At 72.3% G+C, this 25561-nt stretch carries 16 protein-coding genes; 9 read left to right on the top strand and 7 right to left on the bottom strand.

The genetic code is table 11. The annotated features are described in order from the left end of the window. Positions 1-203: 203 nt before the first annotated feature. Positions 204-719 carry an ATP-binding protein gene (locus tag AB0O00_RS08285; protein ID WP_363649402.1) on the bottom strand — a complete coding sequence of 172 codons (516 nt, stop codon included), beginning with the start codon at positions 717-719 and terminating at the stop codon, positions 204-206. Positions 720-883: 164 nt separating this feature from the next. On the opposite strand from AB0O00_RS08285, the gene AB0O00_RS08280 reads away from it, so the two are divergent. The 3 genes from AB0O00_RS08280 to AB0O00_RS08270 all read left to right on the top strand — a co-directional run bounded on the left by AB0O00_RS08280 (position 884) and on the right by AB0O00_RS08270 (position 2950). Next, on the top strand, positions 884-1696 hold the full coding sequence (locus AB0O00_RS08280; protein WP_363649400.1) for a helix-turn-helix transcriptional regulator: 813 nt from the start codon (positions 884-886) through the stop codon (positions 1694-1696). After that, complete coding sequence (locus AB0O00_RS08275; RefSeq protein ID WP_363649398.1) at positions 1693-1881, top strand: DUF397 domain-containing protein; 189 nt, start codon at positions 1693-1695, stop codon at positions 1879-1881. The genes AB0O00_RS08280 and AB0O00_RS08275 overlap by 4 nt, the downstream gene beginning before the upstream one ends. A gap of 187 nt (positions 1882-2068) precedes the next feature. Then, positions 2069-2950 (top strand): hypothetical protein, encoded by an 882-nt coding sequence (locus AB0O00_RS08270; protein ID WP_363649396.1) that lies wholly within the window; start codon positions 2069-2071, stop codon positions 2948-2950. A 264-nt stretch (positions 2951-3214) separates the two neighbouring features. On the opposite strand, the gene AB0O00_RS08265 is transcribed toward AB0O00_RS08270, so the two are convergent. The 4 genes from AB0O00_RS08265 to AB0O00_RS08250 form a co-directional block, all read right to left on the bottom strand. Then, the gene (locus tag AB0O00_RS08265; protein WP_363649394.1) at positions 3215-3712 is read right to left on the bottom strand and encodes an ATP-binding protein; all 498 of its coding nucleotides are present in this window, start codon (positions 3710-3712) and stop codon (positions 3215-3217) included. Between the two features lie 223 nt (positions 3713-3935). Continuing rightward, a complete protein-coding gene (locus tag AB0O00_RS08260) occupies positions 3936-5156 on the bottom strand; it encodes an Ig-like domain-containing protein (RefSeq protein ID WP_363649392.1) in 1221 nt (406 codons plus the stop codon). Positions 5157-5354: 198 nt separating this feature from the next. Further along, positions 5355-6629 (bottom strand): Ig-like domain-containing protein, encoded by a 1275-nt coding sequence (locus tag AB0O00_RS08255; RefSeq protein ID WP_363649390.1) that lies wholly within the window; start codon positions 6627-6629, stop codon positions 5355-5357. 177 nt (positions 6630-6806) lie between these two features. Then, positions 6807-8000 carry an Ig-like domain-containing protein gene (locus AB0O00_RS08250; RefSeq protein WP_363649388.1) on the bottom strand — a complete coding sequence of 398 codons (1194 nt, stop codon included), beginning with the start codon at positions 7998-8000 and terminating at the stop codon, positions 6807-6809. 380 nt (positions 8001-8380) lie between these two features. Here AB0O00_RS08250 and glgX point away from each other — a divergent pair, with 380 nt between their 5' ends. Continuing rightward, positions 8381-10591 (top strand): glycogen debranching protein GlgX, encoded by a 2211-nt coding sequence (glgX, locus tag AB0O00_RS08245; protein WP_363649386.1) that lies wholly within the window; start codon positions 8381-8383, stop codon positions 10589-10591. A gap of 38 nt (positions 10592-10629) precedes the next feature. Here glgX and AB0O00_RS08240 read toward each other — a convergent pair whose 3' ends face one another. Next, positions 10630-12057 (bottom strand): family 2B encapsulin nanocompartment shell protein, encoded by a 1428-nt coding sequence (locus tag AB0O00_RS08240; protein ID WP_363649384.1) that lies wholly within the window; start codon positions 12055-12057, stop codon positions 10630-10632. Between the two features lie 233 nt (positions 12058-12290). Between AB0O00_RS08240 and AB0O00_RS08235 the strand changes: the two genes are divergently transcribed. Both AB0O00_RS08235 and AB0O00_RS08230 read left to right on the top strand, forming a co-directional pair. Beyond that, the gene (locus AB0O00_RS08235) at positions 12291-14090 is read left to right on the top strand and encodes an ABC transporter ATP-binding protein (RefSeq protein ID WP_363649382.1); all 1800 of its coding nucleotides are present in this window, start codon (positions 12291-12293) and stop codon (positions 14088-14090) included. A 65-nt stretch (positions 14091-14155) separates the two neighbouring features. Next, complete coding sequence (locus AB0O00_RS08230; RefSeq protein WP_363649406.1) at positions 14156-15946, top strand: ABC transporter ATP-binding protein; 1791 nt, start codon at positions 14156-14158, stop codon at positions 15944-15946. 28 nt (positions 15947-15974) lie between these two features. On the opposite strand, the gene glgP is transcribed toward AB0O00_RS08230, so the two are convergent. Continuing rightward, positions 15975-18653, bottom strand: a complete 2679-nt coding sequence (gene glgP / locus AB0O00_RS08225; RefSeq protein WP_363649380.1) for an alpha-glucan family phosphorylase — start codon at positions 18651-18653, stop codon at positions 15975-15977. Positions 18654-19832: 1179 nt separating this feature from the next. Between glgP and AB0O00_RS08220 the strand changes: the two genes are divergently transcribed. The 3 genes from AB0O00_RS08220 (at position 19833) to AB0O00_RS08210 (ending at position 25255) form a co-directional block, all read left to right on the top strand. Continuing rightward, positions 19833-21788 (top strand): alpha-1,4-glucan--maltose-1-phosphate maltosyltransferase, encoded by a 1956-nt coding sequence (locus tag AB0O00_RS08220; protein WP_363649404.1) that lies wholly within the window; start codon positions 19833-19835, stop codon positions 21786-21788. Further along, positions 21785-23509, top strand: a complete 1725-nt coding sequence (gene treS / locus AB0O00_RS08215) for a maltose alpha-D-glucosyltransferase (RefSeq protein WP_363649378.1) — start codon at positions 21785-21787, stop codon at positions 23507-23509. The genes AB0O00_RS08220 and treS overlap by 4 nt, the downstream gene beginning before the upstream one ends. Positions 23510-23764: 255 nt before the next feature. Continuing rightward, on the top strand, positions 23765-25255 hold the full coding sequence (locus tag AB0O00_RS08210) for a phosphotransferase (RefSeq protein WP_363649376.1): 1491 nt from the start codon (positions 23765-23767) through the stop codon (positions 25253-25255). Positions 25256-25561: the final 306 nt, after the last annotated feature.

Here is a 25561-nt window from a genome sequence, read left to right as displayed (position 1 = left end):
CGCCACCATGCCGCCGGAGGCGCCGTCCACGTGCACCGGGACGTCGAGGCCGGTGGCACGGCAACTCCCCTGCGGCGCCAAATGAGTAGACCGGCCTACATATTTTGCCCAGAGTGCCCTCGGCCGGGAGCTCGGCGGCCGGGAGCTCGGCGCAGGAAGTCGGCGGGCCCGACTTCCTGCGCGGGCCCGGCCTCGGACCGCGTTCAGTCGGCCGGCCAGTCGGGCACCTCGCCGTCGAGCAGGGCGGCGCGGGTGGAGGTCGCGTCTGCCGCGAAGGCACCGTCCACAACGGGCGGGTTGGCCGGCGAGGGGAGGGTGAGTTCGAACCACACCGTTTTGCCGATGTAGCCCTCGCCGCGCGGGTGGGCGCCCCAGGAGGTGGCGAGCGCGGCGACGAGTTCGAGGCCGCGGCCGGATTCGTCGTTGAGGGTGGGGTGGCGGCGGACGGGGAGGTCGGGGCTCGCGTCGGAGACCTCGGCCCGGAGGAGGTTGAGGGCCGGGAGCAGGAGGCGGACGCCGATCAGGCGGTCGCGCGGGCCGCGGGCGTGGTGACAGGCGTTGGTGACGAGCTCGTTGAGGACGAGCATCGCGATCTCGGTGGATTCGTCGGGGATCCGCCACTCGAAGGCCTGCCTGAGGAGTTGGACCCGGGCGCGGCCCGGGGTTCGGGGGTGGCGGGGGAACGTCCACGCGATGGTGGGGGCAGGCTGAGTGATCATCGGATTCCTTGAGCCGCGGCAGGGGGAGGCGTCACTCACCGGAGTCGAGTTCGGCCATTTCGCACTTCAAGGGTCGGCAGACGGGCATAGCCTCGGTAGTTACACCGCTGGTACAGCGAGGGGTTGAACCGCCCAGTGACCAGGGCAGGGAGGGGCCGCGGCCGATGAGCACGCCGAAGCAGAACCCGATGGCGTGGAAGTACTGCGGCGACCAGGTCCGGCGGTGGCGTGAACAGGCGGGTGTGACAAGGGAGCAGTTGAGCACCGCGGCGAACTACGACATCGAGAGCGTGCGGTCGATGGAGGCGGGGAGGAGGAAGCCCTCGCTCAAACTGCTGTCCGTTGCGGATGAGTTGTGCAATGCACGGGGGATGCTCCTCGGCGCATTGGACTACCTCAAGCCGGAGAAGTTCTCTTCATACTCGCGGGGCTACACGCAGGCGGAGAGCGAGGCGATCGCCTTCCACGCCTACTCGACTCTGCTCATCCCAGGCCTCCTGCAGACCGAGGAATACGCCCGCGAGACGATCAGCAACTCGTATCCACCACTGGACGACGAAACGGTCGTGGCACGAGTCTCCGGCCGAATGCAGAGGCAAGAACGACTGCGGAACAAGCCGACCGTTCTCCATGGCTTCGTGATCCACGAAGCCGCACTTATGGCGGCGATCGGAGGCCCGGGACTCATGAAGCGGCAGCTCAACCACCTGCTGGAAGTCGGCCAGTTGCGCAATGTGTCGATCCAGGTGCTGCCTCTCGACCGGGTGGCATATGCCGCCCTTAACGGCCCCATGATCTTGCTCGAAACCCCGGACCACGAGCAGCTCGCCTACGTCGAAGGGCAGAACACCGGGGTCCTCTACTCGGACCCCGAGCGCGTGAACCTCCTGGCGCAGCGCCATGGCATGATCCGCATGCAGGCTCTCAGTGTTGAGGAGTCGAAAAGCTTCCTGAGAAGAGCGGCGGAGGGGCTATGAAGTGGTTCAAGTCCAGCTACAGCACCACTGACGGCGGCGAGTGCGTTGAGGTAGCCGCCGTCCCCGCCGCCGTCCTCGTCCGGGACTCCAAGGACAAGGCCGGGCCGGCGCTCGCCTTCTCCCCTGACGCATGGGCCGCGTTCGTCGTCTTCGCGGCCGAAGCTCAAGTATCCGGGGTCGAGTGACCTTCTAGTGGAACGGGTGGGAAACCACCTTCCAACCGCCCGCGCACGCAGCAGATATGACTAATCGTCACCATTGCACGACACCGCGTTCCTCCGTGTAGCGTGCGGACTACCGAAACGAATCAACCCCCGGCCGGTGCGCCAACACCGAGCGGGGGTCTGACCACCACGATCGAGGGACGATCCTGTGGCTGCCCACGACTTTACTCCCCTGGCCTCTCCCGGGTACGGAAAGAAGACCGCTCCGGGCCAACTTCCCAACTCCCCCTCCGACTTCGCCCACCTCCCAGCCCGCGAGGCCTACCTCGCCAGCCTCATCGACCGCCTCCCCGACGGCGCCGCGATGGACGTCAAGACCCTCGCCGCCTACCAGCCCCACTACGGGCAGATGGCCGTCGGCACGGCGCTCAGGAACCTCTCCGCCGCCGGCCACCTCCGCCGCTTCCGCGAGCGCGTGGGCGGCGACCGCACCCGGTGGGTGTTCCGGACCTACTTCTCCCGTACGCCCCGGAGCGACGCCTGGTGGGCCAAGTTCATCGCAACCGGCGAAAGCGGCAGCACCGAGGGCGCCGACGACCCTCCGGCGGCGTCAACGAAATCCGCGACCGTTCGCCCCAAGGGGCGACCCCGCTCCCCCGCTTACGCCGCCCTCGCTGACCTCGGCCTGGCCGATCCCCGGCTCGCGCTCTCCGCCGCCGACTGCGCGGCCCTCGAACCGCTCGCCGCCGAGTGGCTCGCGCGCGGGACTCCGCCCGCCCTCTTCACGGCGGCGCTCACCGCAGGACTCCCGCCGGAGGGCGTCCACTCCCCCGCGGCCTTCACCCGCCGCCGCCTGCTCGACAAGATGCCCCCGGAGCGTACGGCCCCGGCCGCACCCGCCACCCGCATCCTGGAGTGCACCGACTGCCGCACGCCCTGCCGCCCCCTGGCCCTCCTCGGCGGCCTGTGCCGAGCCTGCCGGAGCGGCACCCGCCAAGCCACCCCACCGCCGTCGAGCAGGCTCTCCGCCGGGGCCGTCCGTGCACATGCGGACCGCATCCGCGCAGTCACCCAAGCCGCGCGATCATGAATATTCACAGGTCCCGGCGTTAACCTATGCAAATTCCAAAGGTGAACTGGGTTACAAACCTTTCAATCCATGCCATCCGGTTTGCCCACATGCTGAGATCCGTGCGATAGTCGACATATCGAACTTCGACTGGCCCGACCTGGCGCAGTCGACGCCCATCGCGCGGCACGCACCCCCTTGGCCGGCGCGATGACTTGCACGGGCCCCCACCCGCCGGACCACGGCGATCTCGGGGGCCCTGCGTGTATCCGGATCCGGACGGCCTCAGTGGCGCTCGCGGATCTTCAGCTCGAACCAGACGCCCTTGCCCCGCGGCAGCAGGTCCGCCCCCCACCGGTCGGCGAGGTCGTCGACCACCTTCAGGCCGCGCCCCCGCTCGGTGACGGGCAGCGGCTCGGCGAGGATCACGCAGGGCAACGACCTTGAGGAGTCCCGGACTTCGACCCGCAGCCAGCCCGGCTTGCGGATCACCTGGAGCCCGATCGTGCGGCCGGCGGCGTGCCGCACGGCGTTGGAGACGAGCTCGCTGGTGAGTAACTCCCCCGCCTCCAGGTGCTGGTGGAGGTCCCAGGACTCCAGGACGGACAGCACCAGCCGGCGGGCCACCGGAGCGGACTCCGCCCGGGACGGCAGCCGCACCTCGCCCGGTGCGGACTGGTCGCACAGCCTGCCGAAGTACATCTCCTCCAGTTCCTCGGAGCTGAGCCGCTCCAGCGCCGACAGCGCGCCCGGGACGTCGATCCAGGACGCCTCCGCGACCAATCCGGCTCCGGGAACTGATGACTGATCTGTTTCGCCCCAACCCGCCATGCGACCCATCATTGCGGAACGCAAGCAGCCGCGTACGGACAATGAGCAAACGATCACGACCGAGTCGGCATATGCCCCGTGCAAGAGAGGGGCGACGAAACGACATGAACAGGGCGGCCCGGGACCGGCGCGAGCCGGTCCCGGGCCGCCGGGAACCGCGTGGGGAGCCCGGTGACTACCAGGTCGCCCAGGGCAGGCTCCAGCCGCTCAGACCGTTCGACGGGTCGAGCGTCTCGCTCTTGCTGGAGTTCTTCACGATCACGACGTCGCCGACGATCGAGCCGTCGTAGAACTTGCCCATCGAGGTGGAGTCGCCGCCGCCCTTGACGTCCTTGAGGCCGACGCAGCCGTGGCTGACGTTGTCCTCGCCGAAGGCGTCCGACCAGTAGTTGCCGTGGATGTACGTGCCGGAGTCGGTGAGCCGCATCGAGTGCGGCACCTGGAGGTCGTACGGCGAGCCGGTCATGCCGGGCAGGGTGCTGGACTGCATCCGCACCACGCCCTCCTTGGACTCGATGACCATGGTGCCGTTCCAGGTCGGGTGCTCGTCCGAGCCGGAGGTGATGTCGATGTCGGAGGTCTGCCCGTCCCGCACGACCGTCATCCGGTGCGTCTTGGCGTCGACGGTGGACACCTGCGAGCGCCCGATCGTGAAGGGCTCGTCGCGGTCGCTGCCGTAGACGCCGGGGGCGATCTCGACGCTGCCCAGGCGGTAGTGGACGGTCACCTTGGTGCCGGACTTCCAGTACTCGGCGGGGCGGAAGTCCAGCCGGCGGTCGCCGAACCAGTGGCCCTTCACGGCCGTGCCGTTGTCGGTCTCGAAGGTGATGCCCTTGAGGACCGCGTCCTTGTTCTTGACGTCCTTGCTGAAGTTCACCGAGACGATCATGCCGACGCCGTAGGTGGCGTTGTCGTCGACGTTGTCGGCGGCCTTGGCCAGCGCGGTCGGGGTCAGCGTGGTGAAGCTGCTGTCGGCCTGCGCGACCACGCCGTTGGCGTCCGCGGCCATCGCGCTCACCTGGTAGGCGGTGCCGACCGCGAGCCCGGCGGACGGCGTCCAGCTGGCGCCGTCGGCGGCGATCGTGCCGGGTATCTCCTTGCCGTTCTTGTCGCTCACCTTGACGGTGGTGAGCTTGCCGCCCGTCGCCCCGACCTTCAGGGCGCCCGGCGCGACGTCCACCGAGCCGGTCTTCGGCTCTATGGACACGACGGCCTGCGACACCTTCGGCGCCGCGCTGGTGGCCGCCGCCGAGGGCGTGGCCGAGGCCGCGGCGCCCCCGAGGTCGGCCTTGGCCGCACTCCCGCCGCCACCGCCGTTGTCGTTGTTGCACGCCGCCGTCAGCACCATCATCCCGCCGACCAGACCGACGGCCATCACCCTGCGTATCGACTTCACGCCGATCCCTCCCTCAACACCCCGTTCGAACCCACCGGGCCCGACCAATACACGCGCTGGCCACCGGAAAGGTTGCGCCATTCGAGGGGCTTCGCGCTCGGAAAACGCGGGCGGCCCGACCCCAACGGGTGAGGATCGGGCCGCTCGACGTGAAAGCGGTGACGGACCGGACTGCCCGGGCCCACCGCCGGGTAAGTCCTACCAGTTCGCCCAGGCCACGTTCCAGCCGCCCAGCCCGTTCGACGGCGAGACGGTCTTCTCCTTCGAGTTCACGATCTTGACGACGTCGCCGACCATCGAGTCGTTGAAGAACTTGCCGGCCGTCGAGGAGTCGCTGCCGCCCTTCGCGTCGGCCATCGAGATGCAGCCGTGGCTGGCGTTGGACTTCCCGAACGGCGCCGGGTCGGCCCAGTAGTTGCCGTGCACGAACGTGCCGGAGGTGGTCAGCCGCATCGCGTGCGGGACGTCCTGGATGTCGTACTCGCCGCCGAGGCCGACGGTCTGCGAGTTCATCCGGGTGACCTTCTCCTTGGACATGATCACCATGGTGCCGCCCCAGGACGGCGTCGCGTCCGCGCCCAACGTGACCGGCACGGTGGTGCTCTTGCCGTCCCGCACGACGGTCATCTGGTGCGCCTTGGCGTCCGCGGTGGAGACCATCGAGCGGCCGATCGTGAACGGCTCGTCCTTGTCCACGTCGCCGTAGACGCCCGGGGACACCTCGACGTTCTTCAGCCGGTACTTGACGGTGACCTTGGTGCCCGCCTTCCAGTACTCGGCCGGCCGGAAGTCCACCCGGCGGTCGCCGAACCAGTGGCCCTTGACCTCGGTGCCGTTGCTGTTCTCGAAGGTGATGCCCTTGAGGACCGCGTCCTTGTTCTTGACGTCCTTCGTGAAGTTCACCGAGACGATCATGCCGACGCCGTACGTGGCGCCGTCGCTGATGTTGTCGTTGGTGGAGACCTTCTTCTCCGGCGTCAGCGTCGTGAACGTCGTGGTGGACGCGGCCACCAGGCCCTCGGCGTCCTTGGCCTGCGCGTTCACCTTGTACGCCATGCCGACGGCGAGCGCCGCCGCGGGCTTCCAGCCGGTGCCGTCCGGCGTGATCGCACCGTCGACCGGCTTGCCGTTCTTGTCGGTCACCTCGACCGACGTGAGCTTGCCGTTGGAGACCCCCACCTGCAGCGCGTTGCTCGGCGCGACGTCCTGGGCGCCGTCCTTCGGCTCGACGGCGAGCACCGCGGCCGAGGCCTTCGGGGCGGCCTGTGAGGGCGCGGGGGCCGCGGAGGCCGCAGAACCGTCGGCCGCAGCCGCCGACGTGCTGTCGCCCGATGCCTTGTTGCCGCCCCCGTTGTCGTCGTTGCAGGCCGCGGTGAGCAGCAGCACCCCGCCCATGGCCAGCGCCAGCGCTCCCCTGCGCCCGTAGCGGCCCGCGGTCCGTATCCCGGCACCGGCCGTCGTACCCGTCTTCACGGTTTCTCCCCTCCCGGTATTCACTCTCTTGACGCGGCGAGTGCCCCCGTGAGTTGCACCGGGCGCCGATCTTTCGCGCCGGGGCCGACGCGCCGGAGCAGGATAGCTGGGCCGTCCGGGTGAACGCGGAGGGGAGGTGGGTGGACCGGGGATGACGCTCGGGTGAAGCCTCCCGCCCTACCGGGCCGGGCCGGCGGGCAGGGGCAGCGCGCTGCCGGCCACCCACTGCGCCCACGGCACGTTCCAGTCGCCCAGCCCGTTCTGCGGCGGCACGAAGTCCCCGGCGGAGGCCTTCACCTCCAGCACGTCCCCGGGCACGGTGTGCTCGAACAGCCAGCCCGCCGGGGTGTCCTTGCCCGTCCCGCCCTTGGTGTCGGCGAGGCCGATGCAGCCGTGACTGGTGTTCGCGGTGCCGAACACCCCGGGATCCGCCCAGTAGTTGCCGTGGATGAAGGTGCCGGAGGCGGTCAGCCGCATCGCGTGCGGGACGTCCTTGATGTCGTACTCGTCGCCCATGCCGACGGTCTGCGAGTTCATCCGGGTCTCCCTGTACTTCTCCGACACCACCAGCACCCCCCGGTAGGTGGAGTGGTCGGGGCTGCCGCCGGACACCTTCAGCACCCGGATCACCCGGCCGCCCGGCCCGGCCCGCACGGTCAGGGTGTGCGTGTCGAGGTCCACCGTGGACACCTGGGCCCGGCCGACCGTGAATCGCAGGTCCTTGCTCTGGGTGCCGAACTCCCCTGGCGCTCCCTGCACGTCCTTCAGCCGCAGCGCCACCGCGACCTTCGTGCCGGCCGTCCAGTACTGCTGCGGACGGAAGTCCAGCCGCTGGTTGCCGAACCAGTGCGCGGCCACCGGGACGGGCGGGTCCGCGCTCACCCGGACGGCCCGCTCCACCGCCGCCCGGTCGGCGATCGGCCGGCTGAAGCGCAGCGAGACCGGCATCCCGACGCCCACCGTGGAGCCGTCCTCGGGGGTGAAGAAGGCGACGAAGGTGTGCGCGCGGGCGACGGTCGAGAACGCCGTGTGCTGGGCCGCCGTCTGGCCCCGGTCGTCCTGCGCGACGGCGTCCAGGGTGTACGCGGTACCGAGCCCCAGCGGAGCGCCGGGCGTCCACGCGGTGCCGTCCGGGGCGACGGTGCCGGGCACCTCGGCGCCCGAGGCGTCGGCGAGCCGGACGGAGACCAGCCTGCCCTGCGACACCGTCACCCGCACCGGGCCGTCCGGCGGCACGTCCTGGGCGCCGTCGGCGGGCAGCACCGCGAGCACCGCGCGGGACCGCGGCGGGGGCGGGGTGTGCGCGCCGGGCGAGGCCGCGTCATTGGCGGGCGCGGCCGGGGAGCCGCCGCTGCCGCAGCCCGTGAGCACGGCGAGGCACCAGGCCGCCACCGCCGCCCGCCGCGCCCAAACCCGTCCTCGGCGCCGCATTCCGGGGGCCTCCCGCCGTGTCGTTCCGATATCCGGGACAACGAAGGGAGGTCGGGGCCGGACACGGCGGGAGGCGAAGGGGCGGATGCCGGCGCCGGAGGCCGACGGCCGGCCGACAGCGGACGCACGTGGGCCCGGGCCGGCGAGCGCCGCACAGAAGGGTGAAGGGGGCTGCCGGGGCGGGAGCGGGGGCGAGGGGGTGGGTGGGGGGCGGGAGTCCATCCGCCGGTAAGCCCCCGTTCAGCCGCTTCCGATCAGTGCAAACCGGGAAAGAGGAAGTGCACGGGGTCCGGGACACCCCGGCCAGGGAGGGCACGGCCATGGCGTCAGGGCAGGAGCTGGAAGCCGGTGTGCGGACGCGCGGCGGGCGGACCGCCGAGCCACCGTGGCCCGGCGACTGGCAGCCGCTCGGCGCCCGCTTCCGCACCGACCGCCTCGGCGGCCCCGGCACCAACTTCGCGCTATGGGCGGCCGGCGCCGAGGCCGTCGACCTGTGCCTGTTCGACGAGGCCGGCCGGGAGAGCCGGCACCGCCTCACCGAGCAGGACTTCCGGATCTGGCACGGCTTCCTGCCCGGCGTCCGCCCCGGCACCCGCTACGGCTTCCGCGTGCACGGCCGGTGGGACCCGTGGACCGGCGCCCGCTGGAACCCGGCCAAGCTGCTGCTCGACCCGTACGCCCGCGCCGTCGACGGCTGTTACACCTCCCACGACGCGGCCAGCGGCGCCGTCCGCAACTGGCCCGAGGCGGACGTCGCCGACACCGTCCGGGACAACCGCGACTCCGCCCGCTTCGTACCCAGATCCGTCGTCGTCCACGATGACGACGACTGGTCCGACGACCGCCGCCCGAAGACCCCGTGGGCCGAGACCGTCCTCTACGAACTGCACGTCCGCGGCTTCACCATGCGCCACCCCGACGTCCCGCCGCACCTGCGCGGCACCTACGCGGGCCTGGCCCACCCCGCCGCCGTCGCCCACCTGACCCGCCTCGGCGTCACCGCCGTCGAGCTGCTGCCGGTCCACCAGCACGCGAGCGAGGACCACCTCCAGGCCCGCGGCCTCGTCAACTACTGGGGCTACAACACCGTCGGCTACTTCGCCCCGCACGCCGGCTACTCCGCCTCCGGCTCGCTCGGCGGCCAGGTCGGCGAGTTCAAGCGGATGGTCCGCGCCCTGCACGCCGCCGGGATCGAGGTGATCCTCGACGTCGTGTACAACCACACCGCCGAGGGCGCCGAACTCGGGCCCACGCTCTCGCTGCGCGGCATCGACAACGCCGCCTACTACCGCCTCGCCCCGCACCGCCCGCGCGGCTACGCCGACTACACCGGCTGCGGCAACACCCTGGACACCCGGCGCCCGCAGGTGATCCGGCTGATCACCGACTCGCTGCGGTACTGGGTCACCGAGATGGGCGTGGACGGCTTCCGCTTCGACCTCGCCGCCGCCCTCGCCCGCGGCGGCACCGGCGACGGCGTCGACATGGACCACCCGTTCCTCGCCGCCGTCTCCCAGGACCCCCTCCTCAGCCGGGTCAAGCTGATCGCCGAGCCGTGGGACGTCGGCCCGGGCGGCTACCAGGTCGGCGGCTTCCCCCCGCTGTGGGCCGAGTGGAACGACAAGTACCGCGACACCGTCCGGGACTTCTGGCGCGGCGCCCGCCCCGACGTCCGCGAGCTCGGCTACCGGCTCTCCGGCTCCTCCGACCTCTACCAGCGCGGCGGCCGGCGCCCGTACGCCTCCGTCAACTTCGTGACCGCGCACGACGGCTTCACCCTGCGCGACCTCGTCAGCTACGACCGCAAGCACAACGAGGCCAACGGCGAGGCCAACCGGGACGGCACCGACGACAACCGCTCCTGGAACCACGGCGCCGAGGGCGAGACCGCCGACCCGGAGGTCACCGCCCTGCGGCTGCGCCAGCTGCGCAACCTGCTCGCCACGCTGCTCCTCTCCACCGGCGTCCCGATGCTCACCGCCGGGGACGAGTTCGGCCGCACCCAGGGCGGCAACAACAACGCCTACTGCCAGGACAACGAGACCAGCTGGCTGGACTGGTCCCTGCTGCGCGAGCCCCAGTGGCGGGAGCTGTCCGACCTGACCGCCCGCCTGGTGCGGCTGCGCCGCGCCCACCCGGTGCTGCGGCAGCGGGCGTTCTTCTCCGGCCGCGCCGCCGCCCCGGGCGGCCTGCCGGACCTCGCCTGGTTCACGCCGCTCGGCAAGGAGATGACCGAGGCCGACTGGTTCGCCCCCACGGCCTGCCTCGGCATGCTGCTGTCCGGCGCCGCGATGTCCGAACGGGACGGCGCCGGGCGGCCGTTGCGCGACGACAGCTTCCTGCTGCTCCTCAACGCCGGCCGCGAACCGGTCGTCTTCACCCTCCCCGGCGAGCCCTGGGCCGCGCCGGAGGCCGCGTACGAGGCGGTCGTCGACACGGCGGCCCCGGGCACCGGCGAACCGTACCCGCGGGGGGCCGTCGTGCTGGGCGGGCGCTCGCTCCAACTGCTGCGCGCGCCCGCCCCGGAGTGACCAATCCCGCAGTGACCGTCCTGGGCCGAGTCGACGCGTCAGCCGCGCGCGTGGCCCACCTCGACGTTCTCCAGGACGCCGATCGCGTCCGGCACCAGCACCGCCGCCGAGTAGTAGGCGCTGACCAGGTAGGACGCGATCGCCTTCTCGTCGATGCCCATGAACCGGACGTTCAGCCCGGGCTCGACCTCGTCCGGGATGCCGATCTGGTTCAGGCCGATGACGCCCTGGTTGTCCTCGCCCACGCGCATCGCGAGGAAGGACGTGGTGCCGGTGTCGGCCACCGGGATCTTGTCGCACGGGAACATCGGCACCCCGCGCCAGGTCGGCCGGTGCTTGCCCATGATGTCGACGGTGCCCGGGTGGATCCCGCGCTTGTTGCACTCCCGCTGGAACGCCGCGATCGCCCGCGAGGGCGCGAACAGGTAGTCGGTGTCGCGGCGCATGGCGAGCAGCTCGTCCAGGTCGTCCGGGGTGGGCGGGCCGGAGTGGGTCTGGATGCGCTGGTCGAAGTCGGCGTTGTTGAGCAGCCCGAACTCCGAGTTGTTGATGAGCTCGTGCTCCTGCCGCTCGCGCAGCGCCTCGACCGTCAGCCGCACCTGCTGCTCGGTCTGGTTCATCGGCTTGTTGTAGAGGTCGGCGACCCTGGTGTGCACCTTGAGGACGGTCTGCGCGACGCTCAACTCGTACTCGCGCGGCCGCAGTTCGTAGTCCACGAAGGCGCCGGGCAGCTCGAACTCGCCCTCGTGGCCGGCCGACAGGTCGATGTTCGCCTCGCCGTGCACGTTCTGGGCCTGCGCGGCATCGGCGGCGAAGCCCAGCAGTTGCTCGCGCAGCGCGTCCGAGCGGTCGACGAGCTCCTGGAACACCGGCCACGACAGCGCCATCGCGACGCCGGACGTCGCCGCCTTCACGGTGTACGGCCAGTTGCCGTCCGCCTGGGTGAGGGCCTCGTCGCCGATGTGGTCGCCGTCCGCGAGGGTGCCGACCACCGTCTGCTCGCCGTACTTGCCGGTGCCGATCCGGTCGACCTTGCCGTGCGCGACCAGGAACACCTCCTCGATCGGCGAGCCCTCCTGCACCAGGACGTCCCCCGGGGCGAAGTCCCGCTGCACGAACCGGCCGGCCAGCTCCTCCAGCACCGCGTCGTCCTCGAAACCGCGCAGCGCCGGCACCTCGCGCAGCGACGGGGCGATCACGCTCACCGTGGAACCGGTCTTGACGAAGCTCACCCGGCCGCGCCCGGTCGCGTAGCTCAGGCGGCGGTTGACCCGGTAGGTGCCCGCCTGGACCGGCACCCAGGGCAGCATCCGCAGCAGCCACCGGGAGGTGATCTCCTGCATCTGCGGCTCGGACTTGGTCGTCGTGGCCAGGTTCCGCGCCGCCACCGTGCTGAGGCTGAGCTGCGTCCGTACCTGCACCACCGCGGCGCCCCCGGCGGGGCCCGGCTCGGTCTCGACCGTCATGACGTATCTCCTACCACTCGCGCAACAGTGACCATCCGTCAGGAGATGTAATCGGCCGATCGGCAGGGGCTCGCAAGAGGCGCTCGACGCACTCCTCCCTGCACGAACCGACACGCGCGCCCCGTCGAACGCTCCCGCCCCGCCCGTACGGGTGGCCGGTTCTCGCCGCACCGCCCTGACAGGGGCGAAAAACCTGGTGAGAAATGACGGGGGCTCTGCCTACCCTCACGACGATGGCCGAGAACCGACAACCCGACGCCCCCGGGGCCGCCCACCGCTCCACGGTCCGCTCCCTGCTGCGCCTGTGGCCCTACGCCCGGGCCGTCCGCCGACAGCTCGCCACCTCCGTGACGGCCGCCGTGCTCGCCATGCTGAGCGTCCTCGGCGTGCCGATCGTGCTCGGCCGGATCGTGGACGGGCCGCTCGCCCGGCACGACCTCGCCGGGCTGTGGCCGCCGGTCGGCCTGCTGCTGCTCCTCGGCCTGGTCGAGGCCGGCCTGTTCTACACCCGCCGGGTGGTCCTGGCCCGCCCGCTGGCCGGGCTGGAGACGGCCATGCGCGGCGAGCTCTTCGCCAAGCTCCAGCGCCTGCCGGTCTCCTTCCACGAACGGTGGGGATCCGGCCAGCTGCTCTCCCGCGCCACCGCCGACATGTACACCATGCGGCTGTTCCTGGCCTTCCCGCTGGTCTTCCTCATCGTCAACTCGGTGATGTTCCTGGCCGGCACGGTGGTGATGTTCACCCAGGACTGGCGGCTCGCCCTGATCGTCGTGCTGCCCGCCGGACCGCTGTTCGTGCTCACCCGGCGTTTCGAGTCCGGCTACTCCGGCGCCTCCCGGCTCGCCCAGGACCAGAACGGCGACCTCGCCACCGTTGTCGAGGAGTCCGTCCTCGGCATCCGCATCCTCAAGGCCTTCGGCCGCCACCGCTCGATGCACGAGCGCTTCCGCGCCCAGTCCCGGCAGCTGCGCCGCACCGAGCTGCGCAAGGCCCACCTGCTGGCCAACCTGTGGGCGGTGATCGTCGGCCTGCCCGAGCTCGCCCTCGGCTGCGCCCTCGCCGTCGGCGCCTACCTGGTCGCGCACGACGAGCTCAGCGCCGGCACCCTGGTCGCCTTCCTCTCCACCGCGCTCGCCCTGCGCTGGCCGGTCGAGTCCCTCGGCTGGCTGCTCGCCTACGCCAACGAGGCCGCCACCGCCACCGACCGCTTCTTCGAGGTCCTCGACGAACCGGAGGAGGCCGACCCGGGCACCGCCACCGCGCTGGGCGCCCCCGACGGCATCCGCCTCACCGGCGTCCGCTTCCGCTACCCCGACGCCCCCGACGGCACCCCCGACCTGCTCCGGGGCGTCGACCTGCACGTCCGCAGCGGCGAGACGATGGCCCTGGTCGGCGCCACCGGCAGCGGCAAGACCACCCTCACCGCCCTCCTCCCCCGCCTGTACGAGGCCACCGGCGGCACGATCACCCTGGACGGCCGCGACATCCGCGACCTGCCCAGGGAACGGCTGCGCGAGCTCGTCGCGGTGGCCTTCGAGGAGCCCACCCTGTTCTCGGCGACCGTCCGGGAGAACGTCCTGATGGGCGCCCCCGGCGCGGACGACGAGCGGCTGCGCTCCGCGCTCGCCACCGCCCAGGCCGGCTTCGTCGACAAGCTCCCCGCCGGGGCGGACACCGAGGTCGGCGAACAGGGCCTCAGCCTCTCCGGCGGCCAGCGCCAGCGCCTCGCCCTGGCCCGCGCGGTGGTCGGCGACCCGGCCTTCCTCGTCCTCGACGACCCGCTGTCCGCGCTCGACGTCCACACCGAGGCCCTGGTCGAACGCGCCCTGCGCGAGGTCCTCGCCGGCACCACCGCCCTGGTGGTCGCCCACCGCCCCAGCACCGTCCTGCTCGCCGACCGGGTCGCGGTGCTCGCGGACGGCCGGATCGAGGCCGTCGGCACCCACCAGGAACTCCTGCGCACCTCCACGCGCTACCGCGAACTGATGACGGGCGAGGCCGCCCTGATCCCCGAGGGGAGCACCTCCCGGTGACCACCACCGCCGAACCCGCCGTCGAACCGGCCGACCCCGCCGGCCGCGCCGGACCCGAGGAGGAGCTGCCCCCTCCCCCGGGCGACGAGGAGGACATCCCCGTCCCGCCCGGCGCGCCCCGGGCGCTGCTGCGCGCGCTGCTCGGCCCGCACCGGGCCCGGATCACCGTCGCGATGCTGGTGATCCTCGTCCAGCAGGCCGCCCTGCAGTCCGGCCCGCTGCTGGTCGCGGTCGCGATGGACCGCGGTATCCCGGCGCTGCGCGAGCACGACGCCGGGCCGCTGATCGCGGTGATCGCCGCCTACCTGTGCTTCGCGCTGCTCAGCCCGCTGCTGCAGTGGGTGTTCATCAAGATCAGCGCCCGGGTCAACCAGGACATCCTGCTGGACCTGCGCGGCCGGATCTTCCGGCACGCCCAGCGGCTCAGCCTGGACTTCCACGAGCGCTACACCTCGGGCCGGATCATCTCCCGCGCCACCAGCGACGTCGACGCGCTGCGCGAGCTGCTCTCCGAGGGCCTCCAGGAGCTGCTGACCGTCTTCCTGTCGGTCTGCTACATCTCGGTGCTGCTCATCGTGCTGGACTGGCGGCTCGGGCTGGCCTCGCTCGCCGCGCTGGTGCCGCTGGGCCTGATCGCCCGCTCCTTCCGCACCCGCTCGCGCCGGGTCTACCGCCGCTCGCGGACCTCCGCGGCCTCGATGATCGTCCGCTTCACCGAGACCATGAACGGCATCCGCCCGGTGCAGGCCTTCCGCCGCGAGAAGGCCAACGACGCCGCGTTCGCCGTGGTCAACGGGCAGGCGGCCACCTCGAACGCGGACGGCTTCCTGGAGCTCGCCCGGTACGTCGGCCTCTCCCGCACCACCGCCAACGTCTGGACCACCGGGGTCGTGCTGCTCGGCGGGTACATGGTCGTCGGCGACACGCTGGAACTCGGCGTCCTCACCGCCTTCCTGCTCTACCTGCGCCGGCTGTTCGACCCGATCGACCAGCTCGCGATGTTCCTGAACAGCTACCAGTCGGCCGCCGCCGCGCTGGAGAAGATCGCCGGCCTGCTCGCCCACGAGCCGACCGTCGCCGAGCCGGCCGAGCCCGCCGGACTGCCGCAGGCGGCCGGCAAGGGCCGCGAGGTCGCCTTCGAGGGGACGCGCTTCGCCTACCGCACGGGCAAGGAGGTGCTGGCGCCCTTCGACCTGGTGATCCCGGCCGGACAGACGGTGGCCGTGGTCGGCGCGACCGGCGCGGGCAAGTCGACGGTCGCCAAGCTGCTGGCCCGCTTCTACGACCCGACCGAGGGCCGGATCAGGCTGGACGGCGTCGACCTGCGCGACCTCACCACCCCCGAACTGCGGCGCGGGGTGGTCATGGTGACCCAGGAGTCCTTCCTGTTCTCCGGCACCGTCGCCGAGAACATCGCGATCGGCCGCCCCGGCGCCGGCCGCGCGGAGGTCGAGCAGGCCGCCCGGGACATCGGCGCGTACGAGTTCGTCGCGGCGCTCCCGGACGGCTTCGACACCGACGTGCGCAAGCGCGGCGGCCGGATCTCCGCCGGGCAGCGCCAGCTGGTCGCCTTCGCCCGCGCCCTGCTGGCGGACCCGGCGGTGCTGATCCTGGACGAGGCGACCAGCTCGCTGGACGTCCCCGGCGAGCAGGCCGTCCAGCGGGCGATGCGCACGGTGCTGGCCGGCCGGACGGCCGTGATCATCGCGCACCGGCTCTCCACCGTGGAGATCGCCGACCGCGTCCTGGTGATGGACCAGGGCCGGATCGTCGAGGACGGCACCCCGCCGGAGCTGATCGCCGGCACCGGCCGCTTCGCCGAACTGCACCGGGCCTGGCGGGACAGCCTGGTCTGACACCCCAGGCCGTCCCGGCCCCTCCGGCTCAGCGCAACATGCCGGCGTCCATCCCGGCCGACTCGGCGGGCAGGGCGACCAGCCCCGGCTCTGCCGGGGAGGCCAGCCGCGGGTGGGACGGCAGCACCCGGACGGTGTAGCCGAACGGGCCGGTCCGGACGAGCTCCAGCGAGCCCTCGTACCGCGTCCGCCCGTCCAGGTCCGGGCCGCCGACCGGCTTGAGCGCGAGCAGGCCGGCGTCCGAGATGCCGTCCGTCTCGTCCACCCGGCCGGACACCACCTGCACCTCGACGTCGCCCGGCTCCAGCGGGCCGAGCGCGACCTGCACCCGCAGCGCGAGCGAGCTGCCGAGCTCCTGCGCCTCGGCCGGGCAGTCCGCCTCGACGTGCTCGACCCGGACGGCCGGCCAGGCCTCGCGGACCTTCGCCTTCCAGGCCGCCAGCTCCCGGGCGCCCGCGCCCGACCCGGCCGCCAGCTCGCGCTGGGCGAGCGCCGCCGGGGCGTACAGCCGCTCGACGTACTCGCGGACCATCCGGCCGGCCAGCACCTTGGGGCCGAGGGTGACCAGGGTGTGCCGGACCATCGCGATCCAGCGGTGCGGCAGCCCGTCCGCCCCGCGGTCGTAGAACCGGGCGGCGACCTGCTCCTCGATCAGGTCGTAGAGCGCCGCCGCCTCGATGTCGTCGCGCCGCTCGGCCTCGCTGCTGTCCGGGTCGAGCACGCCGCCGGCGTCGTCGGCCGTGGGGATCGCCCAGCCGTTCTGGCCGTCGTACCACTCGTCCCACCAGCCGTCCAGGACGGACAGGTTGAGGCAGCCGTTGAGCGCGGCCTTCATCCCGGAGGTGCCGCAGGCCTCCAGCGGGCGCAGCGGGTTGTTCAGCCAGACGTCGCAGCCCGGGTAGAGGTGCTGGGCCATCGCCATGTCGTAGTCCGGCAGGAAGACGATCCGGTGCCGGACGGCCGGGTCGTCGGCGAAGGCGACCATCTGCTGGATCAGCCGCTTGCCGCCGTCGTCGGCCGGGTGGGCCTTGCCGGCGACGACGATCTGCACCGGGCGGGTCGGGTGCAGGAGCAGGGCGCGCAGCCTGGCCTGGTCGCGCAGCATGAGGGTGAGCCGCTTGTAGGAGGGCACCCGGCGGGCGAAGCCGATGGTCAGGACGTCCGGGTCGAGCACCGAGGAGACCCAGCCGAGCTCGGCCTCGCCGGCGCCGCGCTGGCGCCAGGAGGTGCGCAGCCGGCGGCGGGCCTCGTCGACCAGCTGGGCGCGCAGGCTGCGGCGCAGCTCCCAGATCTCGGTGTTGCCGATCCGCTCCAGGCCGGTCCAGCGCTTGGCGTCGCCGGTGGTCATGGCGTCCTCGGCGCGGTCTGCGCCGATCTCGGCGGCGCCGAGGCGCACGACGGCCGGGTCGATCCAGGTGGCGGCGTGGACGCCGTTGGTGACGGAGGTGATCGGGACCTCGGCCGGGTCGAAGCCGGGCCACAGGCCGTTGAACATGGCCCGGCTGACCTCGCCGTGCAGGGTGGAGACGCCGTTGGCGCGCTGGGCGAGGCGCAGGCCCATGGCGGCCATGTTGAAGAGCTTCGGGTCCCCGCCGGGCCAGGTCTCGGCGCCGAGCGCGAGCACCGGGTCGACCGGGACGCCGGACAGGGCGGCGTCGCCGGAGAAGTGGCGGGCGACGAGCTCGCGGTCGAAGCGGTCGATGCCGGCCGGGACGGGCGTGTGGGTGGTGAACAGGGTGCCGGCCCGGACGGACTCCAGGGCGGCGGCGAAGTCCGGGCCCACGGCGGCGGCGTCGGCCGGTCCGGCGGCGACGAGTTCGCGGATCCGCTCGACGCCGAGGAAGCCGGCGTGGCCCTCGTTGGTGTGGAAGACCTCGGGGGCGGGGTGGCCGGTGAGGCGGCAGTAGGCGCGCACGGCCCGGACGCCGCCGATGCCGAGGAGCATCTCCTGGAGCAGCCGGTGCTCGCTGCCGCCGCCGTAGAGGCGGTCGGTGACGTCGCGTTCGGCGGGCGAGTTCTCCTCGGTGTCGGAGTCGAGGAGGAGCAGCGGGACCCGGCCGACCTGGGCCTTCCAGATGTGCGCGGCGAGGGTCCGGCCGCCGGGCAGGGCGAGGTCGATCCGGCAGGGGGTGCCGTCGGCCTCCCGGAGCAGGCTGACCGCGAGTTCGTCCGGGTCGAGCAGCGGGTAGCGCTCCTGCTGCCAGCCGTCCCGGTCGAGGGACTGCCGGAAGTAGCCGTGCCGGTAGAACAGGCCCACGCCGATGATCGGGACGCCTAGGTCGCTGGCGGCCTTGAGGTGGTCGCCGGCCAGGATGCCGAGTCCGCCGGAGTACTGGGGCAGCGCGGCGGCGATGCCGTACTCGGGCGAGAAGTAGGCGACGGCGGCGGGCAGCGGGGTGCCGGCGGCCTCCTGGGCCTGGTACCAGCGCGGGCCCGTGAGGTAGTCGCGCAGGTCGTCGGCGAGGTCGCCGAGGCGGCGCAGGAAGCGCCGGTCGGCGGCGAGCGCGGCGAGCCGGGCGGCCGGGACCTCCCCGAGCAGCCGCACCGGGTCCTCGCCGGTCGCGGCCCAGACCTCCGGGTCCACGGACCGGAAGAGGTCCCTGGTCTCGGGGTGCCAGGACCAGCGCAGGTTGAGGGCCAGCTCGTGCAACGGCTGGAGTTGTTCGGGCAGGACGGTGCGGACGGTGAATCTGCGGATTGCCTTCACGGCGTGAAGCGTAGCCCCGACGGCCCTCATGACAGTGCGTCAAGTGGGCTATTGGTGATCCGTTCGGCCTATTGATGAGATCGCATTCGGCGCATTGGACTGCACGGGGGGCGCGCGAGGCGCACTTTACGGGGGCTCGCGCTACCAAAGCGTGAACACTGCGGAACGGACCCATTTCCGCTGGCTCATCCGCTCCGGACAAAGCCCGAAACTACTGTCGTACCGCTGCGAAAGTCCGCCCCGCGGTGCGAGTATGAACCAAGGTCGTTGATGCTGTGGGGAGTGCGGCGACGGGTGGCGCCCCCCTTGAAGCAGCACGTCCGAATCCTTTTCGCGTTGATCGTTCCTCATCCTCCTTAGCCCATTCGGCGCTCACCGCGCTCCGACGCGTGTCCTCGTACTCGGCCGGCTCGTTCACGGGTCGACCGGGTCGCCCAGGGGCGTGCCCCCGGAGGCGTGCGCCGGGACGCGCGCGGGCTCCGGGGCGTCCTGCCACGGGCTCGGCGGGCGCCGGGCAGGTTGCCGGGGACGGCGGCGCGGGCAGGCTCTCGGTCGCACGTCCTCCCCACCCAGCAGTCCTCCCGGTACTCCCCCGGCCCACCCCCGGCGCCTGCGGGAGCTGCCGCCGATCTCGGGCAGGAGCTTGGCATGCACGGCGACACGCGGGACCAGTCCACACCGGTGGCCGACACCCTCGACACAGCGGTCGCGGAATCCGCCGGACGGGCGGATTCTGACACTCGGACGGATCCGGCGATGCCGGCGCCCAGGGCCTCCGGAGCGGTCCGTCCGCCGCACTCCGAACCCGAGCACGCCTCACCCGAGCACCCGTCACCGGAGCAGCCCTCACCGGAACGCTCCGGCCCCGAGTCCTCCGCAGCGGCCCGACAACCAGGGGTCGCGGAGAGCCGGACCGCGGCACCGCGCAGGCGCACCACCACCACGCGCCGCACCGCCACCGCCGGGTCCGCCACGCCGGCCGCCGCCTCACAGGCGAACGGCGCGCAGGCCACCACCCCGAAGGCCACCACTCCGAAGGCCGCTGCGGCGAAGCCGTCGGCCGCGAAGCCGGCCGCCCCGAGGTCCGGTGCCGCGAAGGCCGACGCCCCGCCGCGCAAGGCGCCCGCCCGCAAGACCGCCGCCCGCAAGACCGCCGCCCGAAAGACAGAGAGCGACACCGTGATCGGCCGCATCCCCGTCCTGGACGTCAGCCCGCTCGTCGACCACGGCCGCCGCCCGGCCAAGGCCGTCGTCGGCGAGACCTTCCTGGTCACCGCGACCGTGTTCCGCGAGGGCCACGACGCCGTCAACGCCAACGTCGTACTGCGCGACCCGCGCGGCCGCAGCGGCCCGTGGACCCCGATGCGCGAGCTCGCCGAGGGCACCGACCGCTGGGGGGCGCACGTCACCCCGACCGCGCCCGGCCGCTGGTCGTACCTGGTCGAGGCGTGGAGCGACCCGGTCGCCACCTGGCGCAAGACCGCGTCCGTCAAGCTGCCCGCCGGGATCGACACGGCGCTCGTCCTGGAGGAGGGCGCCCGGCTGCTGGAGCAGGCCGCGGCCGGCGTGCCGAAGAAGGAGGGCCGCGCGCACGTGCTGGCCGCCGCCGAGGCGCTGCGCGACCCCGGCCTGCCGCCGCTGTCCCGGCTCGCGGCGGCGCTCGCCCCCGAGGTGCTGGAACTGCTCGCCCGGTACCCGCTGCGCGAGCTGCTCAGCGCCTCCCGCCCGCTGCCGCTCCAGGTGGACCGCGAGCGCGCCCTGTTCGGCTCCTGGTACGAGTTCTTCCCGCGGTCCGAGGGCGCCGTGGTGGACCCGAACGGCGTCGAGCCGCCGCGCTCGGGCACCCTGCGCACCGCCGCCGAACGGCTGCCCGCGATCGCCGCGATGGACTTCGACGTCGTCTACCTGCCGCCCGTCCACCCGATCGGCCGCGCCTACCGCAAGGGCCCGGACAACACCCTGACGGCCGGTCCGCACGACGTCGGCTCGCCGTGGGCGATCGGCTCCCCCGAGGGCGGCCACGACGCCGTCCACCCGGACCTCGGCACGATCGAGGACTTCGACCACTTCGTCGCCGAGGCCACCGCGCTGCACCTGGAGGTGGCGCTGGACTTCGCCCTCCAGTGCTCCCCCGACCACCCGTGGGTGAACAAGCACCCGGAATGGTTCAGCCACCGCGCCGACGGCACCATCGCGTACGCCGAGAACCCGCCGAAGAAGTACCAGGACATCTATCCGGTCAACTTCGACCAGGACATGGACGGAATCGTCAAGGAAACCGTCCGCATCCTGCGTTTCTGGATGTCCCACGGCGTGCGGATCTTCCGGGTCGACAACCCGCACACCAAGCCGGTGCTGTTCTGGGAGAAGGTCCTCGCCGACATCGCCCGCACCGACCCCGATGTCGTGTTCCTGGCAGAAGCCTTCACCCGTCCCGCGATGATGCACACCCTCGGGAAGATCGGTTTCCACCAGTCGTACACGTACTTCACCTGGCGCACCACCAAGCCGGAACTCACCGATTACCTCACCGAACTCACCGGTGACGCGGCCGCCTACATGCGGCCCAACTTCTTCGCCAACACCCCCGACATCCTGCACGCCTACCTCCAGCACGGCGGGCGGGCCGCGTTCGCCGTCCGCGCCGTGCTCGCCGCCACCCTCTCCCCCACCTACGGCGTCTACGCCGGGTTCGAGCTGTACGAGAACGAGCCGGCCGACCCCGGCTCCGAGGAGTACCTGCACTCGGAGAAGTACGAGCTGCGCCCGCGCGACTGGAACCGCGCCGACTCCCTGGCCCCGCTGCTCACCGTGCTCAACCGGCTGCGCCGGCGCCACCCCGCCCTGCGCCGACTGCGCGACCTGCGCTTCCACCCCACCGACAACGACCAGGTGATCGCCTACTCCAAGACCGCGACCACCCCGGAGGGCCTGACCGACCAGGTCATCACCGTGGTCAACCTCGACCCGCACCACGTCCAGGAGGCCACCGTCAGCCTCGACGGCGAAGGCCCGTTCGCGGTGCACGACGAGCTCACCGGCGCCGCCTACACCTGGGGCCGGCACAACTACGTCCGGCTCGATCCCTCAGCCGAGCCGGCTCACCTCCTCACGGTTCGGAGGAACCCAGCGTGACAGTGAACGAGCCCGTCCCCGACACCTTCCCCGAGACCTCGAAGAAGAACCTGGACCCCGAGTGGTTCAAGCGTGCGGTCTTCTACGAGGTGCTGGTGCGGTCCTTCCAGGACAGCAACGGCGACGGGGTCGGGGACCTCAAGGGGCTCACGGCCAAGCTCGACTACCTCCAGTGGCTCGGCATCGACTGCCTCTGGCTCCCGCCGTTCTTCGCCTCGCCGCTGCGCGACGGCGGGTACGACGTGGCCGACTACAAGTCGGTGCTGCCGGAGTTCGGCGACCTCGCCGACTTCATGGAGTTCGTGGACGCCGCGCACGCCCGCGGCATGCGCGTGATCATCGACTTCGTCATGAACCACACCAGCGACCAGCACCCGTGGTTCCAGGCCTCCCGCGCGGACCCGGACGGGCCGTACGGCGACTTCTACATGTGGGCCGACGACGACAAGCGGTACCCGGACGCCCGCATCATCTTCGTCGACACCGAGACCTCCAACTGGACGTACGACCCGGTCCGCAAGCAGTACTACTGGCACCGGTTCTTCTCCCACCAGCCGGACCTCAACTACGACAACCCCCGCGTCCAGGACGAGATGGTCGCCGGGCTGCGGTTCTGGCTCGACCTCGGCATCGACGGCTTCCGGCTGGACGCGGTGCCCTACCTGTTCGCGCGCGACGGCACCAACTGCGAGAACCTGCCGGAGACGCACGAGTTCCTCCGCCGGGTCCGCAAGGAGATCGACGCCGACTACCCCGACACCGTGCTGCTCGCCGAGGCCAACCAGTGGCCCGAGGACGTCGTCGACTACTTCGGCGACTTCACGGCGGGCGGCGACGAGTGCCACATGGCGTTCCACTTCCCGGTGATGCCGCGGATCTTCATGGCGGTGCGGCGCGAGTCCCGCTACCCCGTCTCGGAGATCCTCGCCAAGACCCCGCGCATCCCGAACGGCTGCCAGTGGGGCATCTTCCTGCGCAACCACGACGAGCTGACCCTGGAGATGGTCACCGACGAGGAGCGCGACTACATGTACGCGGAGTACGCCAAGGACCCGCGGATGCGCGCCAACGTGGGCATCCGGCGCCGGCTCGCCCCGCTGCTGGAGAACGACCGCAACCAGATCGAGCTGTTCACCGCCCTCCTCCTCTCCCTGCCCGGCTCGCCGGTGCTCTACTACGGGGACGAGATCGGCATGGGCGACAACATCTGGCTCGGCGACCGCGACGGCGTGCGCACGCCGATGCAGTGGACCCCGGACCGCAACGCGGGTTTCTCCTCCGCCGACCCGGGCAGGCTCAGTCTGCCGCCCATCATGGACCCGGTGTACGGCTATCAGGTGACCAACGTCGAGGCGCAGCAGAGCAGTTCGAGTTCGCTGCTGCACTGGACGCGTCGCATGATCGAGATCCGCAAGCTCAACCCGGCGTTCGGCCTGGGCACGTACACCGAACTGCCCTCCAGCAACCCCGCGGTGCTGGCCTTCGTGCGGGAGCACGAGGGGGACCTGGTCATGTGCGTCAACAACTTCTCGCGGTTCGCACAACCGACCGAACTGGACCTGCGGCAGTACGGCGGACGCTACCCGGTCGAGCTGATCGGCGGGGTGCGCTTCCCCTCGATCGGTGAGTGGCCGTACCTGCTCACCCTGGCCGGCCACGGCTTCTACTGGTTCCAGCTCCGGCAGCCCCCGCGACTGAGCGGGACCAGGCGGTCGAAGTAACGATCCGCCGCACCGGCCCCGACCGCACCACCAGACCCTCGGGGGGCGCGAGTTGAACCCGCGCGCCCCGGGGTCCTCCGCCCCGCGGCGCCCCCCGGCGCCGCGTACGGAGAACAGCCCAACGGCCACCCACACGAAGGCGTGACACCTGAGCCCCGCTCGCGTGCCGCCACCGCCGCGCCGCCGAAATCCGGAAGACTGACGGACCCGGCCAGACCCGTCGGGCAGTCGGCCCGCTTCCGGGGAAAGGGAGTCATGTCCGAAACCTCCCGTTCTCAAGCCCATGTGCAGCACGACACCCCGGCCGGCACCGCCGCGTCGGCGGGCGCGCGGAGCACCGGGCTCCGGAGAACCGCCCTGGGGGTCAGCGAGCTCGTCCAGGCGGCCCTGCCGCTGATCTCCGAGTGGCTCCCCACCCAGCGCTGGTACGCCGGGAAGGGACGGCCCATCACCGGCCTCACCCCGGTGGTCGGGACCCCGCTGCAGGTCGGCGACCCGGCCCTGCTGCACCTCCTGCTGCGGGTCGAGCACGCCACCACGGCCGGCGCCCCGCACGGGGACGTCTACCAACTCCTCCTCGGCGTCCGCTCCGAGCGCCCCGCCGACATCGAGCCCGGTGCCGTCCTCGGCCGCCTCACCCAGGGCCCGTACGACGGCGCGACGCTCTACGACGCGGTCCACGACCCGGAGCTCACCGGGCGGCTGCTGGAACACCTGGCCACCGGCGACCGCTTCGGCTCGCTGTCGTTCCGCCGCACCCCCGGCTCCGGCCTGCCCACCACCATCCCCGGCCGCGCCTCCACCGCCGAGCAGTCCAACACCTCCGTCATCTACGGCACCTCGTACATCCTCAAGCTCTTCCGCCGCGTCCACCCCGGCACCAACCCCGACCTCGAACTCTCCCTCGCCCTCTCCCGGGCCGGCTCCACCCGCATCCCGCGCGTCGCCGCCTGGTTCGAGAGCCGGATGGAACGCGCCGAACCCGCCACCCTCGGCCTGCTCCAGCGCTACCTGCCGGACGCCGAGGACGGCTGGGAGCTCGCCCTCGACCAGGTCGGCCGGCTCAAGGGCGACCCGTCCCCCGGCAACTTCGCGATCGAGGCCCACCGGCTCGGCCGGGCCACCGCCGAGGTGCACCGGGTGCTCGCCCGCTCCATGCCCGTCGCCCGCCTCGACCGCGCCCAGACCCGCCAGCTCGCCGGCGCCATGGCCGACCGCCTGGACAGCGCCGTCGCCGCCGTCCCCGGGCTGATGCGCTACCGGGCCGCGCTGCGCAGCGCCTTCCAGCAGCTCGCCGACGCCCACCCGGACGGCCTGCCCGTCCAGCGCATCCACGGCGACCTGCACCTCGGGCAGGCCATGCGCACCCCGCACGGCTGGGTCCTGCTCGACTTCGAGGGCGAACCCGCCAAGTCCGTCAACGAGCGCCGCGAGCCGCAGCCCGCCCTGCGCGACGTCGCCGCGATGCTGCGCTCCTTCGACTACGCGGCGGCCCACCTGCTGGCCGGCGGCCCGGTCGACCCGGAGCTCGCCCACCTCGCCGCCGCCTGGGCCCAGCGCAACCGCACCGCCTTCTGCGCCGGGTACACCGCCGGGGGCGGCGTCGACCCGGCGGCCTCGCCCGAGCTGATGCGCGCGCTGGAGATCGACAAGGCGGTCTACGAGGTCGTGTACGAGGCCCGGCACCGCCCGAGCTGGCTGCCGATCCCGCTGGCCGCGATCAACCGGCTCGCCCTGACCGTGTGATCCCCCGCTCGTACCGCCCGCAGGAGTTCGTCCACACCCCCCGCCGCAGGAGGACCCCGCCGTGACGCCGCTCGACCCGCCCGGCCGCACCACCCGCCCAGTACCGGCCACGTTCCTGGCCGGCACGGGGACACCCGCTCCTGCCCCGGCTGCCGGTCCCGCCGCCGCTGCCGTTCCCGCCTCTGCTCCCCGTCCTGCCCCCGACCCCGGCCCCGGCCCCGCCCCTGTAACGGCTCCCGAGACGCTGCCGACCGCGACGCCGCCGACCGGGGCGCCGCCGACCGGGGCACTCAGGCTGCCCGAAGC

The organism is Kitasatospora sp. NPDC093558 (genome assembly GCF_040683475.1).
Lineage (GTDB): Bacteria > Actinomycetota > Actinomycetes > Streptomycetales > Streptomycetaceae > Kitasatospora.
The sequence above is the reverse complement of the archived record's forward strand: the minus strand, read 5'-3'. Positions and strand labels throughout refer to the sequence as shown.